Here is a 23925-nt window from a genome sequence, read left to right as displayed (position 1 = left end):
GCATCGGCACTTGTGAATCCCCCCGTGCGCCTGTTGATCTGCGACGATCACGCCGTCGTCCGCGCCGGACTGCGGGCGCTGTTGTCGAGCGCGCCCGATATCGAGGTGATCGGGGAGGCCGCCGACGGCCCGGCCGCGGTCGCGCTCGCCGCGAGCCTGCGCCCGGATGTGGTGCTCATGGATCTGCAGCTGGGCGCCGACATGGACGGCGTGGCCGCGACCAGGCACATCACCGCTCAGCCCGCCCCGGCGCCGCACGTCCTGGTGCTCACCACCTACGACACCGACGCCGACATCACCAGGGCGATCGAGGCGGGCGCCACGGGCTACCTGCTCAAGGCCGAGCGCCCCGAGGAACTCTTCGCCGCCATCCACGCCGCCGCGAGCGGGCAGACCACCCTGTCGGCGCCGGTCGCGGCGAAGGTGATGGCCAAGATGCGCAATCCTGGCCCGACGCTCACCGCCAGGGAATGCGACATCCTCGGCCAGCTCGCCCAGGGCCTCGGCAATCGCGAGATCGCCAAGGCGCTGCACATCAGCGAGGCCACGGTGAAGACCCACCTCGGCCGCATCTACGACAAGCTCGGCGTCGACACCAGGGCCGCGGCGGTCGCGGTGGCGACCGAGCGCAGGCTGCTGGCCTGACCGCGCTGTAACGATCCGGCGGCCCGGGGCTCTGAACAACGTCACCGACAGCATCGCCGAGCGAACGAGAGGAGCTTCGCGGCATGGACTGCGACGAATTCGTCGAGCTGGTCACCCGGTTCCTCGACGGCGCTCTCGACGCCGACACCGAGTGGCGCTTCCGCGACCACCTCGCCGTCTGCGAGGGCTGCGAGATCTACCTCGAGCAGATCCGTCGCACCATCCGTGACGTAGGCACACTCGAGCCCGAACAGCTGTCCGGGCCGGCCCGCGCCACGTTGCTGACGGCGTTCCGCGACTGGCACGAGCGCGGCTGAGCCCCCGGGGTCAGGCCGGGGTGAGGGTGGCCGCGCCGAACGACACGTGGAAGCGCGCGCACCAGATGCTCACCGATGTCAGCGTCGACAGGTCGGTGCCCGCGGGCAGCTCGTAGTTCTGGTTGCCCTCGTTGCCTTTGAGCGCGCCCAGGTCCACGTGCTCGCCGTCGTCGAAGTTGTGCCAGTCGTCGGCGATCACCGGCTGATCGGTCAGCCACACTCGCAGCGCGGGCCCGTCGGAGGTGCGCAGGTCGCTGATCCGCAACACCAGGGTGCCCTCGGGCGTGCGCTGGATCTGCGCGGTACCGGATGTCTCGTGCTCGTGGGACTGGAATCGGCCGGTCACCAGCACCGGCGCCGGAGCGCCGTCCACCGCCGTCGCGACGGGCGCCTCGTCGACGGTCGTCGTGGTGAACAGCCGCCACGGCTGGAACAGGTACAGGCCGACGACGACGGCGGCCACCAGCCCCGTCGCCAGTAGTCCGAGCACGATCCGGCGGGTACGACGCGGTGCCATGGTTGTCTCCTTCGCTGCCATGCACACACCGTTCCCCCACCCCGCCACGGCGTTACACGGGCGCGGGTTGCCGGAATTGCCGGGAACGAAACGTGACCGGGGTCTCTATATCGCGGTGATACCGGTCACATCACGAGGGTGTAACGACACGGATGTCATTACGGATTTGTAACGGCAGACCTGGGCGGAACAGTGTTCTTTTGGACAAAGGTCGCTACAGAACGGCTCGTGATCATGACGTGATCTCAGCTGGCATCCCGGCTACATTCGGTCACGGCTTGAACAACAACCCGAGCCGAATCGAATCGCAGAACACCGGAAAGCCTGCCCCGCGATTCGAGGATCCCCGACATTCCTGAGGGGCAGGGACACGGAAGATTCGATTCCCGTGCCGGTGGGCGCAGGCAGGAAAAGCGTATGTCTTTCAACCGCAAGTTCACCCGTACCCTCGGTTTCGCCGCTGTCGCCGGCGCGATGATCGCCGTTCCGGCCGGTCTGACCACCGCGACCGCCTCCGCGAACAACTGGGACGCCGTGGCGCAGTGCGAGAGCAGCGGCAACTGGAACATCAACACCGGTAACGGCTACTACGGCGGCCTGCAGTTCTCGCAGAGCACCTGGGAGGCCTACGGTGGCACCGGCACGGCCGACAACGCCAGCCGCGAAGAGCAGATCCGCGTCGCCGAGAACGTGCTCGCGGCCCAGGGCCCCGGCGCCTGGCCGACCTGCAGCGCCTACCTGTAAAGCGCGCTGATGTAAGACTTTCCTTTGTCGGGAAACGAATGACCCGCTATTCGAAGCACACGTCGAATAGCGGGTCTTTTCGTTGTCTTCTCAATTACGGATGAGCAGTGTCACACCGGCCGCGACGAATGCCAGAACAATGGCGCCGACGCCGTACGCGAGCTTGTAATCGCGCAGGCCGGGGACGAAGCGGTCCAGCGCGAAACCGCCTGCGCCGGTGAGGGCCAGGCTCGCCGCGGCCACCGCGAGAATCATCTCGAATTCGACACCTTTGGGCGCGAAGAACCCGCCCCACTTCACCGAGATCGCGTTGAGCATCGTGCCCAGGATCGCCGCCGCGGCCAGCGGCGTGAGCAGTCCGAGGATCAGCCCGATGCCGCCCAGGGTCTCGCTCAGCGCGGCGAGTACGGGGAAGAACTTCCCGGACGGATAGCCGCTGGCGGTGAAGAAGCGGTCGGTGCCGTCGAGGCCGCCGCCGTCGAACCAGCCGAACAGTTTCTGCGTGCCGTGCGCGGCCATCGTCGCGCCGACGCCGAGGCGCAGGACCAGCAGGCCCGCGTCGGTGGGGGTGGTCGTCGTGGTCATGGCGATTCCTTTCGTTGGAGCCGGTCAGCCGATCTGAACCGAGCGTCGTGCCATCCCGAACCAGTAGCCGTCGATGACGGTCCGCAGGGAGTCGAGGTCGTCGGCGCCCGCGCCGAGGGTGAGGAACAGCGGAGCGAAGTGCTCGGTGCGCGGATGGGCCAGCCGCGCCGCGGGCGCGGTGTGCTCGAAGTCGAGCAGCGCGTCGACGTCGCGGTCGTCGATCGCCCGGCGGCCCCAGTCGTCGAACTCGGCGGTGAACGAGTGGACGGTGTGGTCGTCGGCGGTGATCGCGCGCAGGTTGTGGGTGAAGAACCCGCTGCCGACGATGAGGATGCCTTCGGCGCGCAGCGGGGCGAGCGAGCGGCCGTACTTCATCAGGTCCTGCGGATCCAGTGTAGGGATCGACAGTTGCAGCACCGGCACATCGGCCGCCGGGAACATCTGGCTGAGCGGCACGTAGGCGCCGTGGTCAAGGCCGCGTTCCGGGGCGTCGGCGACGGCGCCGCCGAGCAGGGCGCGGACCCTGGCGGCCAGTTCGGGTGCGCCGGGCGCCGGGTAGCGCTGCTGGTAGTAGCGGGCGTCGAAGCCGGAGAAGTCGTAGACCAGGGGAACGGTGCTGGTCGCGCCGAGGGTGATCGGCGCGGACTCCCAGTGCGCGGAGACGATCAGGATCGCCCGCGGTCGTGGCAGTTCGGCCGACCAGGCGGCCAGTTCGGCGGGCCAGGTGGCGTGGTCGATCAGCGGCGGGGCGCCGTGGGAGAGGTAGAGCACCGGCATCGTGGTCACGGGCTGCTCCTTCGGATCGCGTGAACATTAGTTGTTCAAATTTGAACGATACCGGATGAGCGGCTATTCCACCCGCGATGATTAGGGTGCAGCGCATGGGAGAACCGAGGTGGCTCGATGCCGAGGAGATGCGGACGTGGATGGGGTTCCTGGCCGCAGGCGCGCTGGTCGACCGCGCGGTGGACCAGCATCTGAAGGAGGAGGGCCTCACCCACACCCAGTACGAGGTGCTGGTCCGGCTCGCCGAGGCGCCCGGCTCGGCCATGCGGATGAGCGACCTCGCCGCCGCGCTCTACACGTCCAAGAGCGGCCTCACCTATCAGATCGGCAAACTGGAGGGGGCCGGGCTGGTGCGCCGGGTCGACGACGACGCCGACGTCCGCGGCGTGAACGCGGTGCTCACCGACGCGGGCCGCGCCCGGCTGGCCGCCGTGGCGCCCGGCCACGTCGACGTCGTGCGCCGGGTGTTCCTCGACGTGCTCGACCCGGCCCAGCGCGCCGCCATCGCCGACGGCCTCGGCGCGGTGGCCGAGCGGCTGACGCGCTAGCCCTGGTCCTCGGGCCTGCCCGCCGAATCGAGGCGGTACACGGTGAGCGCCGCGGCCAGCATCCGCGAATCCGTGGGATCGGCCGGATCGAGCCCGGTGAGCTCGGCGATCCGGCGCAACCGGTAGGTGAAGGTGTTGGGGTGCACGTGGATTCGCCGTGATGCGGTCTTGCGGTCGGCGCCGTGCCGCAGGTGCGCCTCCAGCGCCTCGAGCAGGTGCGGGCTGCCGAGCAGCGGAATCACGCGCTGCGCCAGCCGTTCCCGGGCCGGGCCGGGCCGGGTGAGCTGATATTCGAGCAGGAGATCGTCGAGGCGGTAGCAGCCGCCCGGCCGCCCGCGCAGCCGCGCCAGCTCGGTCAGTTCGGTGGCGTCCTTCGCCGCGGCCGGGATGGCTTCCCGTGCGACACCGGAGAATTCGGCCAGATACACCGGAACGTCGAACCGCTCGGCGAGGCGGGCGGCCAGGTCGTCGAAGCGGCGCGGGTCAACGGCGTCGTCCTCGGCGCTGTGGCTCAGCAACGCGATGCCGCTCGCCCCGTCGAAGGTGGCCGGGGTGGTGGTACCGGTCAGCTCGTCGAGCGCGCGCTGCAGCACCCGGATCCGGCGTCGGGTCACGAGATTGGCGGCGCTGCCCGTGCGTGGCGGCTCGTTGAGATGGATCGCCAGCACCGTGTAGTGCTCGGCGAGCACGGTGTCGGCGCGCGCGGCGAGTTCCTCGGCGGGTAGCCCGCGCACCAGGGCCGAACACAGTTCCCGCCTGGCTTCGCGCTCGGCGTGATAGATCGACTGCTCGACCTCGATGTAGGTCTCCACGACGGTCATGTTGATGTGGCGCAGCAACTCCAGCAGCCGCGTGCCGACCAGGCCCATCTCCGCGAACTCGTCGGGTTCCGACAGCGCGAACGCCTCGGCCAGCACCGACTGCGCCGAACCGTGGATGGCACCCATCAGCATCGGCAGCGGCAGCCGGTCCTCGGCGTGCCGCTCGGCCACCGGCGCGACGAAGGCCGCGACCTCGGCCTGGGTGAATTCGCGGTCGGCCGCGATCGCCTCCAGCACGGCCCGCCCACACGCGTAGATGGTGGGCAGCACCTCCGCGGTGAAGTGGCCGGGCGGCAGGTCCGCGGGCGCGGTGGCGCCGAGTCCGTCGGCGAGCATGCGTTCGGCGATCTGGGGCCAGCGGGTCAGCAGGCGAGTCGTCAGTGCGGGTGGTGCGGAAACGGGGTGTTCGGCGAGCATGACCCGATTGTGTCCGACGACAGGGCAGTGTGGGCCGCTCCGGTCGAGAACGCACAGAACTTGGTTTCCGCGCCAACTGATCCCGCGTTTTCTCGGTGCACGGTGCAGTGACAGCACTGTGGCGCCGGTCATAGATTCGCAGAGCGCGTCCGGGCCACCGCTCGTCGACGCGGTTCTACGGAAGTGAATTGATGATTGCAACGACGCATTCCCTGCGCCGCACGCTGTGCGGCCTCGGCATCGCCGCGGGCCTGGCCGCGGCGGCGGTCCTCGGCAGCGGCCCCGCCGGCGCGGAACCCCGGCTCGAACCCACCGTCGAGTCGCTGGCCGCCTACCTCGACGCCACGGTCACCGCGACGCCGGACGGCCGCAGGCCGACGGCCGTCGCCGACACCGGCAGCGCCTCGGGCAGCGGCTCGGGTTCGGCGGTGAGCCGATCCTCCGACGCGGTCGGCGAAGGGCCCGAGATGTCGGCCTACCTCCCCGCTTTCGCCTACGGCCTGCTCCATCCGGACGCGGCCCCGCCCGGCGCCAACCGCTGGGACTGCAAGCCCACTGCCGAGCATCCGCGCCCGGTGGTCCTGCTGCACGGCACCTGGCTCAACGCCTACGACACCTTCTCCTATCTCTCGCCGCGCCTGGCGAAGGCCGGGCACTGCGTGTTCACCCTGAACTTCGGCAAGTCCGCGCTGCTCGAGGGCGGCGGGCTCGGCGCGGTACTGCCCGGCCGCTACGGGGTGGGGCCGATGGCCGACTCCTCGCGGCAGGCGGCCGCGTTCATCGAGCGGGTCCGCGCCGCGACCGGCGCCGAGCAGGTCGACATCGTCGGCCACTCCCAGGGCGGCACCATCGCCAACCACTACCTCAAGTTCGAGGGCGGGCAGGGCAAGGTCGGCAAGCTGGTCACCTTCGGCGCCACCCATCACGGCACCTCGCTGATGGGCATCGCCAGCCTCGGCAGGCTGATCAACAACGCGGGCATCGACATTCTCGGCTTCTACCGGCCGATCATCGGGGTCTCCAATGTCGAGCAGGCCGTTGGCTCGCCGTTCTACACCACCCTCAACGCCGCGGGCGACACCGTGCCCGGCGTCGCCTACACCGTCGTCGGGTCCCGCTACGACGAGGTGATGAACCCGCTCGACCTGACCTTCCTGCGAGCCGGGCCCGACGCGACCGTCGACAACATCACCCTGCAGGACGGCTGCGAACAGGACGTCTCCGACCACCTGACCATGATGTACTCCCCGCGCGCGGTCTCGCTCGCACTGCGCGCTCTCGACCCGGCGGGCAGTCCCGCCCTGGCGTGCACGTTCAACCCCTGGTTCTTCGGGGGTGGCGGCAGCCTATGACCCTCGCCGCCCCGGCGCTGACGCAGTGGGCCAACGGCCCGCTGCTGCCGCCCGACGACCCGTTCTACCTCGCCCCGCCCGACCTGGCCTGCCTCGCCCCCGGCACGGTGGTGCGCACCCGGCCGGTGGAGCTCGCGCTGTTCGGCCTTGTCCCGCAACGGATCTCCGCGTGGCAGCTGCTCTACCGCACCTGCGACCTCGACGGTGCGCCGGAGGTCTCGGTCACCACGGTGCTCCTGCCGTGGGACGCCGATCCGGCCGTGTCCCGGCCGCTGGTGTCGTTCCAGTGCGCCATCGACGCCGTCGCGCCCCGGTGCTTTCCCTCCTACGCGCTGCGCCGGGGCGCGCGGACGGTGGGATCGATCGCGCCGCTGGAGTTGCCGATCATCGCGATGGCGCTGCGGCAGGGGTGGGCGGTGTCGGTGCCCGATCACGAGGGGCTCGGCGGCCGGTTCGGCGCGGCACGCGAGCCGGGATACCGGGCGCTGGACGGGATCAGGGCGGCGGTGGGTTTCGCGCCACTGGGGCTGAGCCCGGCGGATCCGGTCGCGCTGTGGGGGTATTCGGGCGGGGGACTGGCGACGGCGTGGGCCGCGGAACTGGCGGCCGAATACGCGCCGGAACTGAACATCGTCGGGGCGGCGGCGGGATCGCCAGTCGGTGATCCCGCCGCGGCCTTCGTGCGGCTCAACGGCGGGTGGTTCGCCGGTTTTCCCGCTGCCTTCGTCGCCGGGCTGCGCCGCGCCTATCCCGACCTCGACGCCGTGCTGGACGATCACGTCGACGCGGCCTACCGAGCCCTGCTCGGCGAGGCCGAGGAACGCCCCACCTTCGCCCTGCTGCTGCGGTTCGCCCGCCGCGATGTCGCCCGGCACCTGCGCGACGGGGTGGCCGGGTTGCTCGCCGAACCGGCGCTGCGCCGCATCCTGGCCGACATCGAGCCGGGTACCCGGGCTCCCGCCGCCCCGATGCTGGTCGTGCAGGGCGTGCGGGACGAGGTGATCGCGGTCGCCGACATCGACGGCCATGTCGCCCGATACCGGGCGGCCGGTGCCACCGTCGAGTACCTGCGGGTGCGGCGCGGCTCGCATCTGCCGCTGGAGTTCCTCGTCGTCCCGGTGGTGCTGGCCTGGCTGACCGACCGTTTCGCCGGCCGCCCGGCGCGGTCGGGCACCAGCACCGTGGTGTCGGTGGCCCGTGGCCTGACGGCGCTGCGCGGTCATCTGGACTTCCTCACCCTGGTGGCCACCATGCTCGGCGGACGACCGGTCCGCGGCGGGAAAGTAGGTGAGACCGTAAGTCTCATTATCAATTCGTGATTGGTGCCCCTATTTCTTGTGGCATCGGAAATTCGGACTTATCGGATGCCGCAACACGACTCTCACGGAGTTCTCATATTCCCCTCAGAAACGTGAGGTATCGGAGCATAACTGCAGGTGGTGATAGGTTTACCCATCAACCTGTTAGCGCCGTCACTAATTCTGGAATTTCGTAACTCGCGGCGTTCGGGTGTCGATACGCCCTCTGTAAGCCAGCTGCGGCTGGGACGGAAGAGAACAGAGGAATTATTATGATCCCCGTTATCATCGACACCGGTAGCGCCGCTCTGAACGGCCTCTTCGACACCCTGGGCGCCGCCCTCCACGGCCTGGTCGACACCCTGTGGACCGGTTCCTTCGGCGGCTGAACAAGCTCCCTCGGTCGATGAGACGGCCGGGTCCGCCCCTGGCGTGACCGATGAGAAGGGCCCCGCACCTGGACAGGTGTGGGGCCCTTCCGTCGTCTCGGGTCAGTGCGAGTGCGCGGGCTTGCCGCTCGGCACGTGCCGGGGCCCGTGCGCCTCGCCGCAGTGGCTGTCGCTGTCGTCGGCGCCGATGCCGATCACCGTCGGGCGCGCGTGGTCGACCTGCAGGGTGACGTGCTCGATGTGGTGCTCGTGGTCGAGCATGTGCGCGATGTCCTCGCGCACGGCATGGCAGTCGTGGCCCGGCTCGACCAGCACGTGCGCCGACAGCGCGGGGGAGCCGGAGGTGATCTCCCAGATGTGCAGGTCGTGCACCTCGGTGACGCCGTCCCTGGCGGCCATGTCGCGGCCGACCCGCTCCGGATCGAGGTAGTCCGGCGCGGCCTCGAGGAAGATCCGGCTCGACGCGCGGATCAGCCCGATGCCGGCCTTGATCATCAGCGCCACCACGATCAGGGTGGCGATCACGTCGGCCTGTACCCAGCCGGTCAGGATGATGACCAGACCCGCGACGGCTGTCGCGATGAAGGCGAACAGGTCGTTGAGGATGTGCTGGTAGGCGCCCTCGACATTGAGGCTGGACCGGTCGGCCCTGCTGATCATCCAGGTGGCCAGCACGTTGACCGCCACGCCGACCAGCGCGGTGACCAGCACCAGCGTGCCGTGCACCTCGGGCGGCTCGAACAGCCTGCGGATCGCCTCGTAGCCGAGCCAGGCCGCCAGCAGGAGCAGGGTCAGGCCGTTGGCCTGGGCCGACAGGATCTCCACGCGCTTCCAGCCGAACGTCATCCGGCCGGTCGCGGGCCGCGCCGCGAGCCGGATCGCGAGCAGCGCCAGCACGATGGAGGCGGCGTCGGTGGTCATGTGCGCCGCGTCGGACAGCAGGGCCAGCGAATCGGCCACGATGCCGACGATCACCTCGCCGATGAGGAAGGTGACGATCACCGCCAGCGCGCCGGCCAGCCAGCGTCGATCGCTGTCGGCCGAGACCTTGTGGTGGTCGTGCCCGTGTCCTGCGCCCATCGCGTCATCCCTCCGTGCGGTTCGATCGGTCGCAATCATATGCACACATCGCTATGTGTGCAATTCGTTCTTGATCCGTGCGTCCCGGAGGAGTGATCCGCGCTGGTCATCGGCCTGCGGGCCGGGCGATCATCCGGTCGGAATCCAGCCTAGGCCCGCGACGGCCGTCGTGGGGGAGCTCCTCCCGTCACGGCCGCCAGCCGGTGGCTCGCAGCCACGTCGGCAGGTCCTGCAGGCCGGGGTGCGCCGCCCGCAGCGCGGCGAGGTCGACACCCTCGTCGGGCGCCGCGTTGAAGAAGGCGAACATCTTGGCCACCTGCTCGTCGAAGGCGCGCACCGCCTCGATCGGCACTTCCACGTGCCGCGCGGGCACGCAGGCGGCCGCACCGAAGGTCGCGGCGATCTGCGGCGGGGTGAGCCGGTCGCCGGCGATCGACAGCGTGCGGCCGAGGTACTCGTCGCGGTGCGTGAGCGCCAGCGCCGCGAAGGCGCCGATGTCGCGGACCGAGATCAGCGAGATCGGGATCTCCGGGCGCACCGCGAGGTTCACCGTCAGCGTTCCGCTGTCGTCGAGCACCGGCCGGTTGAAGGCCTGGAAGTTGTCCATGAAGAACACCGGCCGCAGGATCGTCGCGGGCACGCCCTGGGCGGTGAGGTAGGCCTCGAGGTGTTCCTTGGCGGCGTAGTACTCCACGCCCGAGTTCTGCCCGGCGCCGCGCAGCGAGCTGTACACCAGGTGCTCGATCCCGCTGTCGCGGGCCAGGTCGATCACCTGTTCACCACGGCGCTGCTCGGCGGCGATCCCGGCGGCGGTGATGTGGACCCCCTCCATCATGGTCAGCATCAGGAACACGCTCTCGCTGCCGTCCAGCGCGGCCTTCACACTGCCCGGATCGTCGAGATCGCCCACCACCAGCTCGGCGCCCTCGGTGCGCAGCGCCCGCGCGCCCGCCGATTCCGGGTCGCGCACGAAAGCGTGGACCCGCCTGCCCTGTTCGAGCAGCGCCCTCGCCGTCGCCCGCCCCTGCTGTCCGGTGGCTCCGATCACCAGCACCGGCCCGCTGTGGTTCCCCATCGTCGTACTCCCTTGTCGCGGATGACCTTTCGCGATCACCTCGTGTCCACGACGTTAAGTGCCGGGCGCACATCGGTCCTGGCACCGATACTGCTACCCAGAACATCCGTGTTCATGAAGACACCGGGAGCGACATGAGCGAGAATCGCCGCACCGAACTGGCCGGATTCCTCCGCGCGCACCGCTCGCGGCTCCAGCCTGCCGACGTCGGTCTCCCGGCCGACCTGGTCCCGGGCCGGCGCCGCACCCCGGGCCTGCGCCGGGAGGAGGTCGCCGACCTGGCCGGGGTGAGATATCGGTTACACACTCCTCAAATGCCAGCGTACTGGGAGGGAGACAACGTCTGGAGTCCAGTCAGGTGCTGGAGATGCCGCCGAAGCTGGTCTTCACGACTGTGCTGGTGGGCGCAGGGGAACGAGCGAACCGCGGTTCCGCAGCACACTTCATCGTCGTGGATGCGGCAATGGCTACGGTGAGCACCGAGCAGGCAACATGGTAGGCGTCTCGTCACCGTAAGAAATCACTGGTATTGGTGTCGGCTCGGCTGGAATACTGCGCGGTTATGACTACAAGGCCGTCAGTCGGCGGCGCGGGCATGAGTCTCAAGATCACACGGTCGAACCGTCGCGCTATCGCTGAGGTGCTGACCCTTCAATACCGCTGGAACGGCGCGATGAGTGAGCACGGGTTCCTCAATGAGCTCTACGACCTCCACCGGATGCCGAGCACCGACTCGAGGCGGGAGTTCAACACCGCATACCTCGACATCGAGAAGCACCGGGCGTACAACGACGACTGGGATGGCCCGGGGTGGGTGTTCGCCGACCCTCGGTTCGATCTGTACGGATGCTCCGATCAGCAGTTCGGCGAGTTCTTGGAGTTGGTGGTGAGCGGTCGCGCCCGGCCGGGCGCGACCGGCCCCCTGCTCGCTGGGGAGTTGAATAAGCTGTTGGCAACGGATGGCTATGTGCTGGATCTGGTTTCGACCGGCAAGTATGTCTGCCAGAAGATTGGTTTCAAACCGCCCGTGCCCCCATCGGTGCGCGTGACACCGCTGAAGTTGAGTGATCGTTCCAGCCTGGATGTCCACCTGACCCATATCGAGCAGGACCTGATCGGCGCCAAGTACGACGGTGTGGTGACTGGCTGCAAGGACTTGCTCGAGACGCTGATGAAGCTCATCCTCGATGAACGGAGAGTTTCTTATACCCCCTCGGACGGCATGACTGAGCTTTACGCCAAGATCCGAGACGAACTCGACCTGACCAACATCTTGGTTCCGTCCAGTCCGAAGTGCAGCGAGTTCGAGGCCAAGGGGTTATCGAACGCGATAGCGATGGTTGCCCAGCTGCGGAACAAGGTTGGCCGCGGACACGGGCATTCGGTTGCAGTTCGCCTGAAGCGGCGCAATGCCCAGCACGTCATGTATGCGACCTGGGGTGTGGCGACGACCCTGTTTGACGTGTGGAACGAAGCGGTCTAGGTCAACTAGCTGCACCGAAATCGCAGTCGGTGACCGGTGCGGGGCGCTGGACCGGTCGAGTAGTCCGAGTTCGCCGTGGCGGCGGAATCGGTTGACCCACTTCGACGCGCATTGCCGGGAGATGCCCATTTCCGCGGCGACGTGGGCGATCGGGCGGGCCTGGCAGCGCTGGACGAGCCGGTGGCGACCATCGACGGTGAGCGGGGCATTACGGTGGGACACGGCGGTTCTTTCGCTTGTGGCTGATGTGTGAGTTGGCGCTTCACATCCTGCCGCTGAAAGAACCGCGCCCCTTTCAGCTCACCCCACGCCCCGCGTCGCCAACGTCACGACCCACAACAGCAAGTTCCTCCGAAGGCAACCATAACTGCACCCGGGCGGGCGGAGCCGTCGTTCGGCGACGCGACAGCGTTGTCCGAGAACGGGATCTACGGACTACCATTTGTCGCGTGAGTACTGGCAACGGGTCGGCGACGGCGGGGCACAGCCCACAGCAGGGGCGGTCGTCTGCGGGGAGCTTGGCGTGGCTCTGACCACTGATAGTTTCAAGACGATCCGATCTTGGAACGGTTCGCAGAACAATGCCTTCGAGGAGCTGTGCTATCAGTTGCGCGATCCGGTGACGGCTGGCGCTGAGCTTCGGAAGACGGGCAATCCGGACCGCGGATACGAATGGTACGAGTTGCACTCCGATGGCCGGGAGTGGGGCTGGCAGGCGAAATACACGTTTACGATCGACGAGTTTCTGAAACTGGCCGAGGAGACTCTGCGCACTGTTGTCGCCGAGCGTCCGAACTGCGAACGGCTGACCTACTGCATTCCCTTCGACCTGCCGGATGTCGTGCCCAAGAAGAGTGGTGTGCGTACTGGATCGTCGGCATGGGAAAAATACGAAAAATGGAAGGAGCAGCGCGGAACCAGAGTTCCGGGGTCAGAGAGTATCGAAATCCAGCTGTGGTCTGCTGGCGATCTGCTGAGGCGGTTGAACACTCCGGACAACCGCGGCCGGGCGTGGTTCTTCTGGGACGAGAACGTCTTGACGTTAGCGTGGTGCCGCGAGAAGCTCGACATTGCCAAAAAGGTGGCCGGGCCCCGCTATACCGAGAATCTCAATGTCGAGTTGCCGATCGCGGACACCCTCGCCGGACTGGCCCGCAGCGAGCAGTTCGAGACAGGTGCCGCCCGGCTGTGCGACGCGGTCGTCGCCGCGGCCCGCAGCTATTTCCGCACCCAAGACACCTCGCCGGATCCCGACACGGCAGCGATTACCGCGGTCGAGGCCGCCTGCGCTCAGCTCAGTGGCTATGCCGGGTCGAAGTTCGCGACGGTGCCGAAGGCACTACATTCTGTGTTGAGCGCATGCTTTGCAGCGCTGAACCCGCGCCTGCGCACGGAGGATCCGTCGCCTGCGGTGTGGAGCATAACCGCACGCCTCTCGGAATTGGAAAAGTTCATCACGTCCGAGGCTGCCGAGGCAGCCGAAAGCGGCACGTTGTTGGTGTCCGGGCAGGCCGGGCAGGGAAAGACCCATCTGTTCATCGAGGTTGCCGATGGATTGGTAACTGCCGGACACCCGGCGGTGGTGATCATGGGTGGGCGATTGTCTGGGCGCAACGCTCTGGGTGAGATCGCCGAGACGAGTATCGGCAGCAACAACTGGGACGCCATGCTGGGCGCGATGGCGGCGGCGGGCGAAGCCTATGGTCGGCCGTTCGTGCTGTTGATCGATGCGCTTAACGAAGCGGACGAGCCGACTCGCTGGCGTGAGGAGTTTCCGGCGGTGGTTGGTGAGGTCGGTCGATATTCACCGTGGGTGGTGATCGGAGCATCGATTCGCAGCACCTACCTCGACGTCGCCCTGCCCGAGGTTGTCCCGATCAGCCCCCACGTCGTGCACGAAGGGTTCGCGGGTAGGGAGGCTGCGGCGGTGGAAGCGTTCTTCACGCATTACGGATTGGGGGTGCCGCGGACGCCGCCGATCGGTGAGGCGATGTCCAACCCGCTGTTTCTCACCCTGTATTGCAAGAGCCGTGCTAGCGGATTCCTGTCGGCCTCCGCGGCCGAGAAAGCCCACGTCAGTGCCGTATTCGACAGCTTTGTCAGCACCGTCAACAAGGCGGTCTGTAAGACCCTGCAGCTGGATCCTGCAGACCGCCTCGTGCACTCCTGTGTTGCGTATCTGGCATCGGAGTTCGCCGGGTCCGGCAAGGAGTGGGTCGACAGGCCGTCGGCCAAGCAGTACATCACGAGTCTCGCCCCGCATCTAACCCAGTGGCCGAAGACGTTGTTCGAGCAATTGCGGTCCGAGGGGCTGATCATCACCGATGTTGCCCGAACCGGCGATCGGAGCGTCCCGGTCGACGTCGTGCGGTTCGCCTACCAGAGGTTCGCCGACTACAAGATCGCCGAACATCTTCTGGAGCCTATCTCCGATGGCATCGCACTGGCCGCGCCCGGCGCCGAGGCGACCCGTGCCCGGATCGCAGATGCGTCAGCCGGTGTGATCGAGGCTCTGTCGGTGCTGGTTCCCGAGAAGTTCGATGTCGAATTGCTCCCTGCCGCGCCGTGGGAACTGGGCGACCAGCACCGCGTGCGGTGGCAGCGAGCGTTCGTCGACAGCCTGCCGAACCGTGGATCGAGCGCCATCACCGCGAACACCGTGGCGCTGTTCGAAGAAATCCGTGCCACCGCCGCCGGGCTGTTCGCCCGTTCAGCCGCGGCGCTCGTCGAATTGGCGGTCCGCCCGGGTCATCTCCTCGATGTCGAATACCTGCATCGCGATCTTGCGGCGCTGGCTATGCCACAGCGCGACGCGACGTGGGGAATCGCCATCTACGGCGGCTTCCAGCACGGTCCGCTCGCCGCGCTGATCCGCTGGGCCGGGCTCGACGACCCCGCAGGTCATGACGTAGACGCAGCGCGGCGAGCAGCGATTGTCCTAGCGTGGACGCTGAGTACTCCGCACCGGCCCACGCGTGACCACGTCACCAAGGTCCTGGTGAAACTGCTGACACCTCGACTGTTGGTTCTGGAGGAACTTCTGACACGGTTCGCCGAGATCGACGATCCCTATATCTTCCAGCGGCTGTGTGTGATCACTCACGGCGCGCTGATCGCAGCCGATTCCGACGCCGCCGATGCCGCGGCACAGGCTGTCCGGACGCTTGCTGAACATGTCCGACGTCGACGGCCTACGCCGGACCTTCTCGTCGATGATGCGTTGCGGGGCAGCCTCGAAACATGCGAACGCCGAGGGTTCATCGACGCAGAGCTCACTGAAGCGCTGTCGGTCATGCCCCGAACCGGACTCGACCTTCCCAGCGATACCGAAGAGCAGATCCGGGAGGCATACGGATCGGACACTGGATCGGCAGCACCCGGTTACAGAACGCTTCTGCACTCGATCTTCGGATTGGGCGACTTCGGCATCAAGGTCGTCGACTCCGACGTCGGAACTTTCAGCTTCCACCCCATCGACGAGCCGTATCCCACCGCAGTGGAAACCGCATCGCCGCTTGGCGTCATCGACGTGAGCAAAATCGTGGAGCTGCTGTCGCTCGACGAGGCCGAGCTGGAGCAGATGCTGGCGGGCACCGCCACCGGTGGCGACCGAGTCGAGGACCCCGTGCAGGAGAGCGGTGTCGCCGGCCCGACCGAGACCGGCGACAATCCTGATCGGTTCCCGGCAGCGCGTGCCCGTGTGTGGATTTTTCGGCGTGTCATCGAACTGGGGTGGACACCGGATCTGTTCGCGGACTTCGATGCCACGGTGCCCGCCGTGGGCCGGGAGGCACATAAACCCGAACGATTCGGCAAGAAATATCAATGGATCGCGCTGCACGAGCTTCTCGCTCGTATCGCGGACAACTATCATATGCGACCCGAATGGGGCGAGCCGCCGCGGCGGTATCTGGGTCCCTGGCAGTTCCACGAGCGTGACATCGATCCGACACTGCAACCGGCAGTTGTCCTGCCCGATCCCGGGACGCGTGCTTCATCGGCTCAGTTCGGGCCTCCATTCCAGGCCGAGCCACGCGACGCGTGGTGGGTACCGCCCGGACCCACCTACCTGCTCACCGATCCCATAGTGCCCGACGACTGGGTCACCTGCGGCGATGACGTCGTCGAGATGGAACCCCTCCTGAGACGGTTCGCCCAGGACGGATCGGAGTGGATCGTCTTGCACTCCCAGGACGAATGGAAAGAGCAGAACCCGGACAACTTCGTCACGAGCCGATCCCGCCGGGAGCAATGGAGCCACATCTTCGGCTGGCTGGTTCAACGTCGGGACACCGCCAAGCTTGTAAACCACCTCGGGGAAAACTCACTGTTCGGAAGATGGATGCCGGAAGGGCGCAGCTCCACCAGTACTGTCTACCTCGGTGAGATGCCCTGGGCGGTGTCCGCTAACGAATATCCACAACAATGGGAGCGTGGCGAAACAGGCCGGGTCGCTCCCTGCGCTGTCTATCCCGCCTGGAACGAGTACGTTTGGGAGAGCGGTACCCGGGACTGCTCGATTGATGAAGCCGTTCATGCGTGGATGCCGGCGCTGGAGTTGTTCCAGGCCGGGCAGCTACGGTGGATACCGTATACCAGGCGATGGAGCGACTCGAACAACCAGGTTGTCGCCGAATATCGGGAAACAGCCGATCATCGTGCGCTGCTCGTCAGATCCGATTGGCTGATACGAGTTCTCGCGGAGAACTCGTGGTCGGTCGTTTTCGGTCGGCTCGGCGAAAAACAGCTCATTCCCGCAGACCCTGCCCGTCTAGAACTGTACGGGGATTGGATCGAGATCAACACCACCGCCGTTCTCTATGGAAGCGGGAAACGAAAAATCTGTGATACCAGAATAGCAATCAGAAGTCGTCCCATCGACTGATGCGGGACAAACCCGAGGCCAGCCGGCGCAGGATCGCCCAACTGCGGTACCTACCCGAATTGACATGATTCGTCGTATGTGATTCGAGTTCGATAGGGACAAGGGTGGGCTGGGAGGTGGCCCGATTCCTGATCGAGTCGATCCCGGCGCTCTGAGCACCGGTTATACCTCCTGGTGCGAGGCCACGTAGTGCCTAAATGGCGACAGTCGCCGGGGTGAGTCTCACCTGGTACACGTGGCTGGAGCAGGGGCGCAAGATCACGGCCAGCACCCAGGTGATCGACGCGCTGGCTCGCGCGCTGCGCCTGGATCCCGTGCAGCACCGGCAGTTGCGCAGGCTCGCGGGCCTGGCTGATCCGGTGGTGCCCGCTCGTCTCGACGAGGAGCTCTCGCGCCTGCGACGGCTGGTCGACGCGATGTCCCCGGCTCCGGCCGCGGTCCACGACGGCTGCTTCGACTTCGTGGTCTGGAACGACGCGTTCGCGCTGGTGCGCACCGACCCCGCCGCGCTGGCGCCCGGTCGCCGCAATCTGCTGTGGTGGATGTACACCGACGAGCGCAATCGCGCCGTGATGCGGAACTGGGAGGCGGCCGCCCGCGCCCTGCTCAGTCAGTTCCGCGTGCTGGTCGGCAACAACCCGGGCGACCCCCGCCTCACCCGCCTGGTCAGTGAATTGAGCGCGGACAGTCCGGAATTCCGCGCCTGGTGGTCGGAGTACCCGCTCCAGGACTTCCGGCCCTCGGTCATCGGCATCGACCATCCGGAGGTGGGCCGGATCGATCTGGAGCTGTTCCAGCTGCGCGTGGTGGAGAATCCGGAACTGCTGCTCGTCGTCCAGCTCCCGGCGACCGAGGACGACCGCGCCCGGATCAGCGCCCGGCTCGACGCGTAGGCGGGAGTCGAGGAGTCACTCCTGCTGATCCGGCCACCCGTCCTCGACGATCAACCGGCCCGTCGCGTAGAGCGGGGCGATCAGCTCGTACGGATAGGTGGGCCAGTACGACACCGCGCCGGTCTCCCTGTCGATGACGTGCACCGAACCGCCCACCGGCCGTGCTCGGCCGGCGGGTGTGGCGATCGGCCGCACGGCGAGGACGATGAATCCGTCGTCGAACTCGACGACGTGCCGCTCGGTGCCCGGCTCCGGCGCCGGGAGCCGGGCCTCCGCGATGCGGGTGGCCTCGGTCTGATCGACCGGCGTCCTGGCGTCGGTCGGGTATGCATGGATGTCCACGTTTCTCGCTCCCCTCGCCGCGATTGTCGTCCTCGACGGCCGGTTGTGTCGCGGGATCGGCCGGATGTGGACAAAGAACGAGCCCGGTGGCCCTGCTCCCCCCTCCTGGAGCAGGCCCTGCCCGGGCTCGCGAAAAGAGTGTCGCGTGGCGGGCCAGCAGGATCCTGAAGAGTCGCTTAAGGCGTTGTCATCGCCGCCGCTCGCGGCGATAACCGGATATGACCGACGAACCCTGCGGTGCCCACTGCGCGCGCCTGTGTACCTCCGAAGGCCTGGCCGAGGTGCTGGCCGCCGACCGTGGACTCCTGCACTGGCGGGCGCTGCGCGGATTGGGCGATCCGGGTCTGGCCGAGCATGCCGTCCAGGAGACGCTGCTGCGCGGTTGGCGCGCGTGTCGTGACTTCGACGCGAGCAAGGGGAGCGTGCGGACCTGGCTGCTGGCCATCGAGCGCAATGTCGTCGTCGACATCGTGCGGGCGCGCGCCGCCCGCCCCGGCGATGTGGGCTGGGACGACGTCACCGACGTGGCCTGTCGCGATTTCGCCGACGGGCTCGTCGACGGGTTGCTGGTCGACCAGCTGCTCGCGCACCTGCCCGAGCCGCAGCGCGCGGCGGTCGTCGAGGTGATCCTGCGTGATCGCGGGTACCGGGAGGTGGCCGCGGACCTCGGCATTCCGGTCGGCACGGTCAAGACACGCGTGCACTACGCGTTGCGTTCGCTGCGCCAATTGCCCGACGTCGCCTGATCGCCCCGTCGGGGCCGGTTTTGGGCGTCTGACCAGCGCTGATCTGGGCATTCCCGCCTGTCACATTTCGGTAACGGTGCTTGCTCTGTGGTTGCTCGTGTTGCAAGAGTGAACCACTGGGTTTGGTGTTACCTATGGGAAGGGAGGGGTGCTCCGTTCCGGGGTGCCGACCGAACATGCAACCAAACATCATGAAGGCCGGTCTCTGCTCCACTGTGTCCGCCGCGGTCGTGGTCTCGCTGACCGGGCTGGTGCCCGTGCAGGCCAATGCGACGCCCGAACCGGCGGTGAGCGATCAGCTCGCCGGCAAGACGATCTTCCTCGACCCGGGTCATCAGGGGTCCGCGCACTCGGAGAATCTGTCCCGCCAGGTCGACAACGGTCGCGGCGGCACCAAGGACTGCCAGACCACCGGGATGACCAGTCTCAACGGCATCCCCGAGCACACCATCAACTGGCAGGTCGCCCAGCTCGTGCAGGCCTCGCTGGAGGCCCTCGGCGCCGAGGTCGTGCTCAGTCGCGCCGACGACGCAGGCTGGGGCGGCTGCGTCGACGATCGCGCCCGCGCCGCCAACGCGTCCGGTGCGGAGGTCGCGGTGAGCATCCACGCCGACAGCGCGCCCGCCGACCAGCGCGGCTTCCATCTGATCGTGCCCGCGTTGCCGATCCCCGATCCCGCCGCCGACCGGGCGCAATCCGGGCCGGGCCGGGCCGTCTCGACGGTCGTGCGCGACGCCTATCTCGCCTCCGGTTTCCCCGCCGCCACCTACGCCGGCGTCGACAACGGGCTGCAGACCAGGGACGACATCGCCGGTCCGGCGCTGACCCAGGTGCCGATGGTGTTCGTGGAGATGGGCAACGGGGCCAACCCCGAGGACGCCGCGCTCCTCGAATCCCGCGAGGGTCAGCTCAAACACGCCGTCGCCATCGCCACCGGTGTGGTCGGCTACCTGCTGGACAAGCCGGTCACCGCGACCCCGGCCGCCTTCAGCCCGGCTCCCGCCCGCGTCCCGGTCTCGACCTCGGCGGACCCGAGCGCGACCGCGACGGGCAAGCCCGCGCCCGGCGCCGCCGAGCCGTCCGGTAGTGCGGCACCGACCACGGGAGCGCCCGCCGATCCCGCGACCGAACCGGCCGCGGGCGGCACCACCACCAAGAGCGCGCCCGGCACCTCGGGCACGCCAACGACGACGAAGAGCGCGCCCGCCGACGCGGCGGATCCGAGCACGCCGTCCGAAACCGTGACCACGACGAAAAGCGCTCCGGCTCCGGCGGATTCGGGCTCCGCGTCCGACCGTCCCGCGGCGTACTTCCCGGCCCGCGTCCCGGTTTCGACCGGCGTCCCCACCTCGACTCCGGCCGAGGCTGCCGACCCGTCCGACACGGTGACCACGACCAAGAGCGCTCCGGCTCCGGCCGATTCGGGCTCGGCCGCCGACCGGCCCGAAGCCGCAGCGCCGGCGCCGACCTCGACGCCGAGCGTGCCCGCCGACGCGGCCGATCCGTCCGACACCGCGACGCCCACCCCCACGAACCCGGCGCGCGGCACCACTACACCGAGCGCGCCCGCCGGCGCCGCAGACCCGTCCGACACCACGACGCCCCCGGCACGCGCCGACGCGGCGGACCCGTCCGGCCCCGCCGCGCCGACGACGACCAGCGCACCCGCTTCGGCCGGACAGGCCGGTTCGACGCCGGGCTCCACCGGAGCCGAACCCACGGACGCGGGCGCGAACCCGACAGACCTCCCGGAGGAGCCCGCGCAGGACGGAGCCGTGTCGACCACGACCCCGCCGCCCACGACTACGTCGGCGCCGGCCGCCGACGAGCCCACACCAGGGCAGCCGCAGTCGACCGGTACCGCGCCGACCACCACCGTCGCCGCCCCGGCCCGTCCGGTCTCGGCGGCCCCGAAGCCACCCGCCGGATCCAGCGGCCACTTCCAGGTCCCCGGTGGCAACGAGGGACGGCCGCCGAGTGGCTCCGGCGGTCAGCTGGCGGTACCGCCCAGCCCGGCGCCCGCCCGCGCGGGCACCGGCACCCAGGTGCGCACCGCGGCCCCCGGCGAGCCTGCCGCGCCCGCCGCGCCCAGCCCGCGCAAGCGGGAGACCACGCCGAAGACCCAGGCGACTCCCGAGGAGGAGCTGCCCGATCTGAGCGCCCTCGGCGGCCCGATCCTGAAGGTCATGGACATGCTGATGCCGCTGGCCCAGTCCCTCGGCATGGACAACACCATGATCACCAACCAGCTCATCAACCTGGCCTACACCCTGGTCGGCATGGTCTTCGGCCCCACCAAGTAGCAGCGACCACCGCGGCGGCCGCCGTCCCGCACACCCGGGACGGCGGCCGCCGCGGTCGGTCTCGACGCGAGGGGGCCTTGCCGCCGCGTCGGACCGGCGCGGCAAGATGAGAACAGTGATTCCTGTTGTGATCGTCGCGGGGTTCCTTGGCTCGGGGAAGACGACCCTGCTGAACCATCTGTTGCGCAACAACCGGGGCACCCGGATCGGCGTGGTGGTCAACGACTTCGGCGCGGTGAACATCGACGCCATGCTCGTCGCGGGCCAGGTCGACGCCATGGTGTCGCTCGGGAACGGGTGCGTGTGCTGTGCCGTCGACGTCTCCGAACTCGACGACCTGTTCGGTCGCCTGGCGCAGCCGCGCAGCGCGGTCGACGTGATCGTCGTCGAGGCGAGCGGGCTGGCCGAGCCGCGCAACCTGATCCGGATGGTGATCGCCAACCCGAACCCGCGCATCGCCTACGGCGGCCTGGTCGAGGTCGTCGACGCCGAACAGTTCGACACCACCAGCGCCCTGCATCCGGAACTGCTGACGCATCTGCGGCTGGCCGATCTGGTGCTGGTGAACAAGGCCGACCGCGTCGAGCCCGACGCGCTGGCCGCGCTGCGCGCGCGGATCACCGAGTGGGTGGGCCAGGTGCCGGTCTACGCGACGACGCGGGGTCGCGTCGACCCCGGCCTGCTGTTCGACGAGCGGGTGCGCGAGGAACCGAAAGTGGCGCAGCAGTTGAGCTTCGACGCGCTGCTCGACGATCACGACCACGACCACGACGATCCCGACCACCGGCACCTGCACGACGACTACGTCTCGGTGTCGTTCACCAGCAAGCGGGCGCTGGACCCGCGCGCCCTGGTCGCCTTCCTGGAGGATCCGCCGCCCGGCCTGTTCCGCGCCAAGGGCTGTGTCGCCTTCGCCGTGGTGGGGGAGCGCCGCAAGTTCGAGCTGCACGTCGTCGGCAGGCACGTCGTGTTCACGCCGGGTACCTGGGCGCGCGGCGAGGAACGCGTGTCGAACCTCGTGCTGATCGGCGCGGGTCTGGACACCGAGGCGGCTCTGGATCGCCTGCACGCCACCGTGTTCGACGGCGACGAGCCGCTCGACGACCAGACGATGCTCGGTGTCTGGCGCTACACCCCGCGTTAGCGGTTCAGCCGCAGGCGTTGACCCATTCCGAGAGCCCGTCGGCGAAAAGCTGCCGCTTCCAGATTGGTACCTCGTGCTTGATCCGGTCGACCAGTTCGGCGCACACGGTGAACGCCTCGGCCCGGTGCGGCGCGGCGACCGCGACGACGATCGCCAGATCGCCTATGGTGAGCGACCCGATCCGGTGCGTCGCCGCCACCGGAAGCCCGTGCGCGGCCGCGACTTCGGCGCAGATCGTGTGCAGGAAACGCTCGGCCTGCGGATGCGCCGAGTACTCCAGCGCCGTGACGGCCTGCCCGCCGTCGTGATTGCGGACCTTGCCGGTGAACACCACAACGGCGCCGAATTCCGGTCCGTCGACGGCCTTTTCGACGGCGACGGGATCGAGGTCCTGGTCACTGATCGCGGTCAGCCGGACCGTGCCGTGGTCATTCATGAGCGCCGCCTCCGGCTACTTGCGCGAGCAGGTGATCGAGCAGTGGTTCCAGGACGGCGATCCCGTCCTTCACCCCGCCGGGCGACCCCGGCAGATTGACCACCACGGTGTGTCCGGCCAGCCCCGCGACCCCGCGGCTGAGCGCGGCCAGCGGGAACTTCGCGGTGCCGCGCTGCCGGATCGCGTCGGCGACGCCGGGCAGCTCCCGGTCGAGCACGGCCCTGGTGGCCTCGGGGGTGGCATCGGTCGGGGAGGCGCCGGTGCCGCCGGTGGTGATCACCAGTGCCGGTCCGCCGAGCAGGGCGTCGGCGAGGGCTGCCTCGATGTCGGCGTCGGCGTACACCAGGGGACCGCGCACCGAGAAGCCCCTGGCCGTCAGCCAATCGGCGAGCACGGGTCCGGTGGTGTCCACGCGCGTGCCTGCGGCGGCGCCGGTGGAGGCCACCACGACGACCGCGCGCCGCGAAACATCCTGGGCGACAGCGGCATCGGCGGCCACCGCACCGGAAACCTGCTCCGCACGCGCATCGGCGGAGTGCCCGCCGCTGGGCCCGGGAACCTCCGCGTCGGCGGTGTCGGGCTGGACCGAGCCGACCGTGGCCGGCGCGTCGGCGCCTGTTTCCGGTCGCACCCACAGTCCGTGCTTGCCACCCTCTTTGGTGAGCAGCCGGACATTCGTCAGCACCGCGGCGGGGTCGACAGCCTTCACCATGTCGTGCAGCGTGAGCCCGGCGACGGCGACCGCCGTGAGCGCCTCCATCTCCACCCCGGTCGGCCCGGTCGTCTTGGCGCTCGCCTCGATGGTGATGGCGTCGTCGGTGAACCCGAAGTCCACCTTCACCGACGACAACGCCAGCTGATGGCACAGCGGGATCAGCTCCGAGGTCTTCTTGGCGCCGGAGATCCCGGCCAGCCGCGCCGTCGAGAGGACGTCGGCCTTCGGCATGTCGTCGGCGCGCACCAGGGCGATCACCTCCGGCGTCGTGCGCAATTCGCCCGCGGCCACGGCGATCCGGGTGGTGTCGGCCTTGGCGCTGACATCGACCATGCGCGCCCGCCCGGTGCGGTCGACATGCGACAACTCGCTCACGCCCGCACCACCCCGCCGCTCGGCTCCTG

Annotated in this window: 20 protein-coding genes and 3 pseudogenes; 13 read left to right on the top strand and 10 right to left on the bottom strand. The window is 68.5% G+C overall.

Translation table 11 applies throughout. The annotated features are described in order from the left end of the window. Window positions 1-12 precede the first annotated feature (12 nt). Together AB0H56_RS12085 and AB0H56_RS12080 are read left to right on the top strand one after the other, a co-directional pair. Window positions 13-645 (top strand): response regulator transcription factor, encoded by a 633-nt coding sequence (locus AB0H56_RS12085; protein WP_357160990.1) that lies wholly within the window; start codon window positions 13-15, stop codon window positions 643-645. An 83-nt stretch (window positions 646-728) separates the two neighbouring features. Next, entirely contained in the window at window positions 729-962 is a 234-nt protein-coding gene (locus AB0H56_RS12080; RefSeq protein WP_357160987.1) for a zf-HC2 domain-containing protein, read from the top strand. A 10-nt stretch (window positions 963-972) separates the two neighbouring features. On the opposite strand, the gene AB0H56_RS12075 is transcribed toward AB0H56_RS12080, so the two are convergent. Continuing rightward, window positions 973-1479, bottom strand: a complete 507-nt coding sequence (locus tag AB0H56_RS12075) for a DM13 domain-containing protein (RefSeq protein ID WP_357160984.1) — start codon at window positions 1477-1479, stop codon at window positions 973-975. A gap of 417 nt (window positions 1480-1896) precedes the next feature. Here AB0H56_RS12075 and AB0H56_RS12070 point away from each other — a divergent pair, with 417 nt between their 5' ends. Beyond that, a complete protein-coding gene (locus AB0H56_RS12070; RefSeq protein WP_110036257.1) occupies window positions 1897-2223 on the top strand; it encodes a transglycosylase family protein in 327 nt (108 codons plus the stop codon). Between the two features lie 90 nt (window positions 2224-2313). Here the strand turns inward: AB0H56_RS12070 and AB0H56_RS12065 are convergent, their stop codons facing one another. Both AB0H56_RS12065 and AB0H56_RS12060 read right to left on the bottom strand, forming a co-directional pair. Beyond that, the gene (locus tag AB0H56_RS12065; RefSeq protein ID WP_357160980.1) at window positions 2314-2808 is read right to left on the bottom strand and encodes a DoxX family protein; all 495 of its coding nucleotides are present in this window, start codon (window positions 2806-2808) and stop codon (window positions 2314-2316) included. 24 nt (window positions 2809-2832) lie between these two features. Beyond that, window positions 2833-3585 (bottom strand): class III extradiol ring-cleavage dioxygenase, encoded by a 753-nt coding sequence (locus tag AB0H56_RS12060; RefSeq protein WP_357161269.1) that lies wholly within the window; start codon window positions 3583-3585, stop codon window positions 2833-2835. 104 nt (window positions 3586-3689) lie between these two features. Here AB0H56_RS12060 and AB0H56_RS12055 point away from each other — a divergent pair, with 104 nt between their 5' ends. Continuing rightward, entirely contained in the window at window positions 3690-4142 is a 453-nt protein-coding gene (locus AB0H56_RS12055; protein ID WP_357160978.1) for a MarR family transcriptional regulator, read from the top strand. On the opposite strand, the gene AB0H56_RS12050 is transcribed toward AB0H56_RS12055, so the two are convergent. Next, entirely contained in the window at window positions 4139-5380 is a 1242-nt protein-coding gene (locus AB0H56_RS12050; protein ID WP_357160975.1) for a helix-turn-helix domain-containing protein, read from the bottom strand. The genes AB0H56_RS12055 and AB0H56_RS12050 overlap by 4 nt on opposite strands. 191 nt (window positions 5381-5571) lie before the next feature. On the opposite strand from AB0H56_RS12050, the gene AB0H56_RS12045 reads away from it, so the two are divergent. Then, window positions 5572-6732, top strand: coding sequence for an alpha/beta fold hydrolase (locus tag AB0H56_RS12045; RefSeq protein ID WP_357160972.1), 1161 nt, complete (start codon window positions 5572-5574; stop codon window positions 6730-6732). Beyond that, window positions 6729-8051, top strand: coding sequence for a lipase family protein (locus tag AB0H56_RS12040; protein WP_357160969.1), 1323 nt, complete (start codon window positions 6729-6731; stop codon window positions 8049-8051). The genes AB0H56_RS12045 and AB0H56_RS12040 overlap by 4 nt, the downstream gene beginning before the upstream one ends. Before the next feature lie 470 nt (window positions 8052-8521). Here the strand turns inward: AB0H56_RS12040 and AB0H56_RS12035 are convergent, their stop codons facing one another. Both AB0H56_RS12035 and AB0H56_RS12030 read right to left on the bottom strand, forming a co-directional pair. Then, on the bottom strand, window positions 8522-9499 hold the full coding sequence (locus AB0H56_RS12035) for a cation diffusion facilitator family transporter (protein WP_357160966.1): 978 nt from the start codon (window positions 9497-9499) through the stop codon (window positions 8522-8524). A gap of 187 nt (window positions 9500-9686) precedes the next feature. After that, window positions 9687-10574 carry an NmrA/HSCARG family protein gene (locus tag AB0H56_RS12030; RefSeq protein ID WP_357160963.1) on the bottom strand — a complete coding sequence of 296 codons (888 nt, stop codon included), beginning with the start codon at window positions 10572-10574 and terminating at the stop codon, window positions 9687-9689. A 134-nt stretch (window positions 10575-10708) separates the two neighbouring features. Here AB0H56_RS12030 and AB0H56_RS12025 point away from each other — a divergent pair. Together AB0H56_RS12025 and AB0H56_RS12020 are read left to right on the top strand one after the other, a co-directional pair. Next, a pseudogene (locus AB0H56_RS12025) lies at window positions 10709-10864 on the top strand (XRE family transcriptional regulator); the annotation flags it as partial. 305 nt (window positions 10865-11169) lie between these two features. Continuing rightward, a complete protein-coding gene (locus tag AB0H56_RS12020; RefSeq protein WP_195126659.1) occupies window positions 11170-12057 on the top strand; it encodes a hypothetical protein in 888 nt (295 codons plus the stop codon). A 24-nt stretch (window positions 12058-12081) separates the two neighbouring features. Here AB0H56_RS12020 and AB0H56_RS12015 read toward each other — a convergent pair. Continuing rightward, window positions 12082-12279 (bottom strand): annotated as a pseudogene (locus AB0H56_RS12015) (leucine zipper domain-containing protein); the annotation flags it as partial. Window positions 12280-12580: 301 nt separating this feature from the next. Between AB0H56_RS12015 and AB0H56_RS12010 the strand changes: the two are divergent. Beyond that, window positions 12581-16942, top strand: coding sequence for a hypothetical protein (locus tag AB0H56_RS12010; RefSeq protein WP_357160959.1), 4362 nt, complete (start codon window positions 12581-12583; stop codon window positions 16940-16942). Window positions 16943-17139: 197 nt separating this feature from the next. Beyond that, the gene (locus AB0H56_RS12005; RefSeq protein ID WP_357160956.1) at window positions 17140-17835 is read left to right on the top strand and encodes a helix-turn-helix transcriptional regulator; all 696 of its coding nucleotides are present in this window, start codon (window positions 17140-17142) and stop codon (window positions 17833-17835) included. Between the two features lie 15 nt (window positions 17836-17850). On the opposite strand, the gene AB0H56_RS12000 is transcribed toward AB0H56_RS12005, so the two are convergent. After that, window positions 17851-18177, bottom strand: a complete 327-nt coding sequence (locus tag AB0H56_RS12000; protein WP_357160953.1) for a hypothetical protein — start codon at window positions 18175-18177, stop codon at window positions 17851-17853. A gap of 218 nt (window positions 18178-18395) precedes the next feature. On the opposite strand from AB0H56_RS12000, the gene AB0H56_RS11995 reads away from it, so the two are divergent. From AB0H56_RS11995 to AB0H56_RS11985, 3 genes and pseudogenes are all read left to right on the top strand, one after another. Further along, entirely contained in the window at window positions 18396-18923 is a 528-nt protein-coding gene (locus tag AB0H56_RS11995; RefSeq protein ID WP_110036250.1) for a sigma-70 family RNA polymerase sigma factor, read from the top strand. A 191-nt stretch (window positions 18924-19114) separates the two neighbouring features. Then, window positions 19115-20026: pseudogene (locus AB0H56_RS11990) on the top strand (N-acetylmuramoyl-L-alanine amidase); the annotation flags it as partial. A gap of 1306 nt (window positions 20027-21332) precedes the next feature. Further along, window positions 21333-22370: a CobW family GTP-binding protein gene (locus AB0H56_RS11985; RefSeq protein WP_357160949.1), complete on the top strand. Its 1038-nt coding sequence runs from the start codon at window positions 21333-21335 to the stop codon at window positions 22368-22370. 4 nt (window positions 22371-22374) lie between these two features. Here AB0H56_RS11985 and AB0H56_RS11980 read toward each other — a convergent pair whose 3' ends face one another. After that, window positions 22375-22806 (bottom strand): molybdenum cofactor biosynthesis protein MoaE, encoded by a 432-nt coding sequence (locus AB0H56_RS11980; RefSeq protein ID WP_357160947.1) that lies wholly within the window; start codon window positions 22804-22806, stop codon window positions 22375-22377. Further along, window positions 22799-23896, bottom strand: coding sequence for a bifunctional molybdenum cofactor biosynthesis protein MoaC/MoaB (gene moaCB / locus AB0H56_RS11975; protein WP_357160944.1), 1098 nt, complete (start codon window positions 23894-23896; stop codon window positions 22799-22801). Before moaCB ends, AB0H56_RS11980 begins: the two co-directional genes overlap by 8 nt. Window positions 23897-23925: the final 29 nt, after the last annotated feature.

This window comes from Nocardia sp. NPDC050717 (assembly GCF_040654275.1).
Taxonomy (GTDB): domain Bacteria; phylum Actinomycetota; class Actinomycetes; order Mycobacteriales; family Mycobacteriaceae; genus Nocardia.
Note: the sequence above shows the minus strand (reverse complement) of the source record. Positions and strands in the feature narration are given on the sequence as shown.

What these genes read in the sequence shown, in the direction of transcription:
- AB0H56_RS12080 (WP_357160987.1), top strand. Translation starts at nt 729, where the DNA reads ATGGACTGCGACGAATTCGTCGAGCTGGTCACCCGGTTCCTCGACGGC.
- AB0H56_RS12075 (WP_357160984.1), bottom strand. Translation starts at nt 1,479, where the DNA reads ATGGCACCGCGTCGTACCCGCCGGATCGTGCTCGGACTACTGGCGACG.
- AB0H56_RS12070 (WP_110036257.1), top strand. Translation starts at nt 1,897, where the DNA reads ATGTCTTTCAACCGCAAGTTCACCCGTACCCTCGGTTTCGCCGCTGTC.
- AB0H56_RS12065 (WP_357160980.1), bottom strand. Translation starts at nt 2,808, where the DNA reads ATGACCACGACGACCACCCCCACCGACGCGGGCCTGCTGGTCCTGCGC.
- AB0H56_RS12060 (WP_357161269.1), bottom strand. Translation starts at nt 3,585, where the DNA reads ATGCCGGTGCTCTACCTCTCCCACGGCGCCCCGCCGCTGATCGACCAC.
- AB0H56_RS12055 (WP_357160978.1), top strand. Translation starts at nt 3,690, where the DNA reads ATGGGAGAACCGAGGTGGCTCGATGCCGAGGAGATGCGGACGTGGATG.
- AB0H56_RS12050 (WP_357160975.1), bottom strand. Translation starts at nt 5,380, where the DNA reads ATGCTCGCCGAACACCCCGTTTCCGCACCACCCGCACTGACGACTCGC.
- AB0H56_RS12045 (WP_357160972.1), top strand. Translation starts at nt 5,572, where the DNA reads ATGATTGCAACGACGCATTCCCTGCGCCGCACGCTGTGCGGCCTCGGC.
- AB0H56_RS12040 (WP_357160969.1), top strand. Translation starts at nt 6,729, where the DNA reads ATGACCCTCGCCGCCCCGGCGCTGACGCAGTGGGCCAACGGCCCGCTG.
- AB0H56_RS12035 (WP_357160966.1), bottom strand. Translation starts at nt 9,499, where the DNA reads ATGGGCGCAGGACACGGGCACGACCACCACAAGGTCTCGGCCGACAGC.
- AB0H56_RS12030 (WP_357160963.1), bottom strand. Translation starts at nt 10,574, where the DNA reads ATGGGGAACCACAGCGGGCCGGTGCTGGTGATCGGAGCCACCGGACAG.
- AB0H56_RS12020 (WP_195126659.1), top strand. Translation starts at nt 11,170, where the DNA reads ATGAGTCTCAAGATCACACGGTCGAACCGTCGCGCTATCGCTGAGGTG.
- AB0H56_RS12005 (WP_357160956.1), top strand. Translation starts at nt 17,140, where the DNA reads ATGGCGACAGTCGCCGGGGTGAGTCTCACCTGGTACACGTGGCTGGAG.
- AB0H56_RS11995 (WP_110036250.1), top strand. Translation starts at nt 18,396, where the DNA reads ATGACCGACGAACCCTGCGGTGCCCACTGCGCGCGCCTGTGTACCTCC.
- AB0H56_RS11985 (WP_357160949.1), top strand. Translation starts at nt 21,333, where the DNA reads ATGAGAACAGTGATTCCTGTTGTGATCGTCGCGGGGTTCCTTGGCTCG.
- AB0H56_RS11980 (WP_357160947.1), bottom strand. Translation starts at nt 22,806, where the DNA reads ATGAATGACCACGGCACGGTCCGGCTGACCGCGATCAGTGACCAGGAC.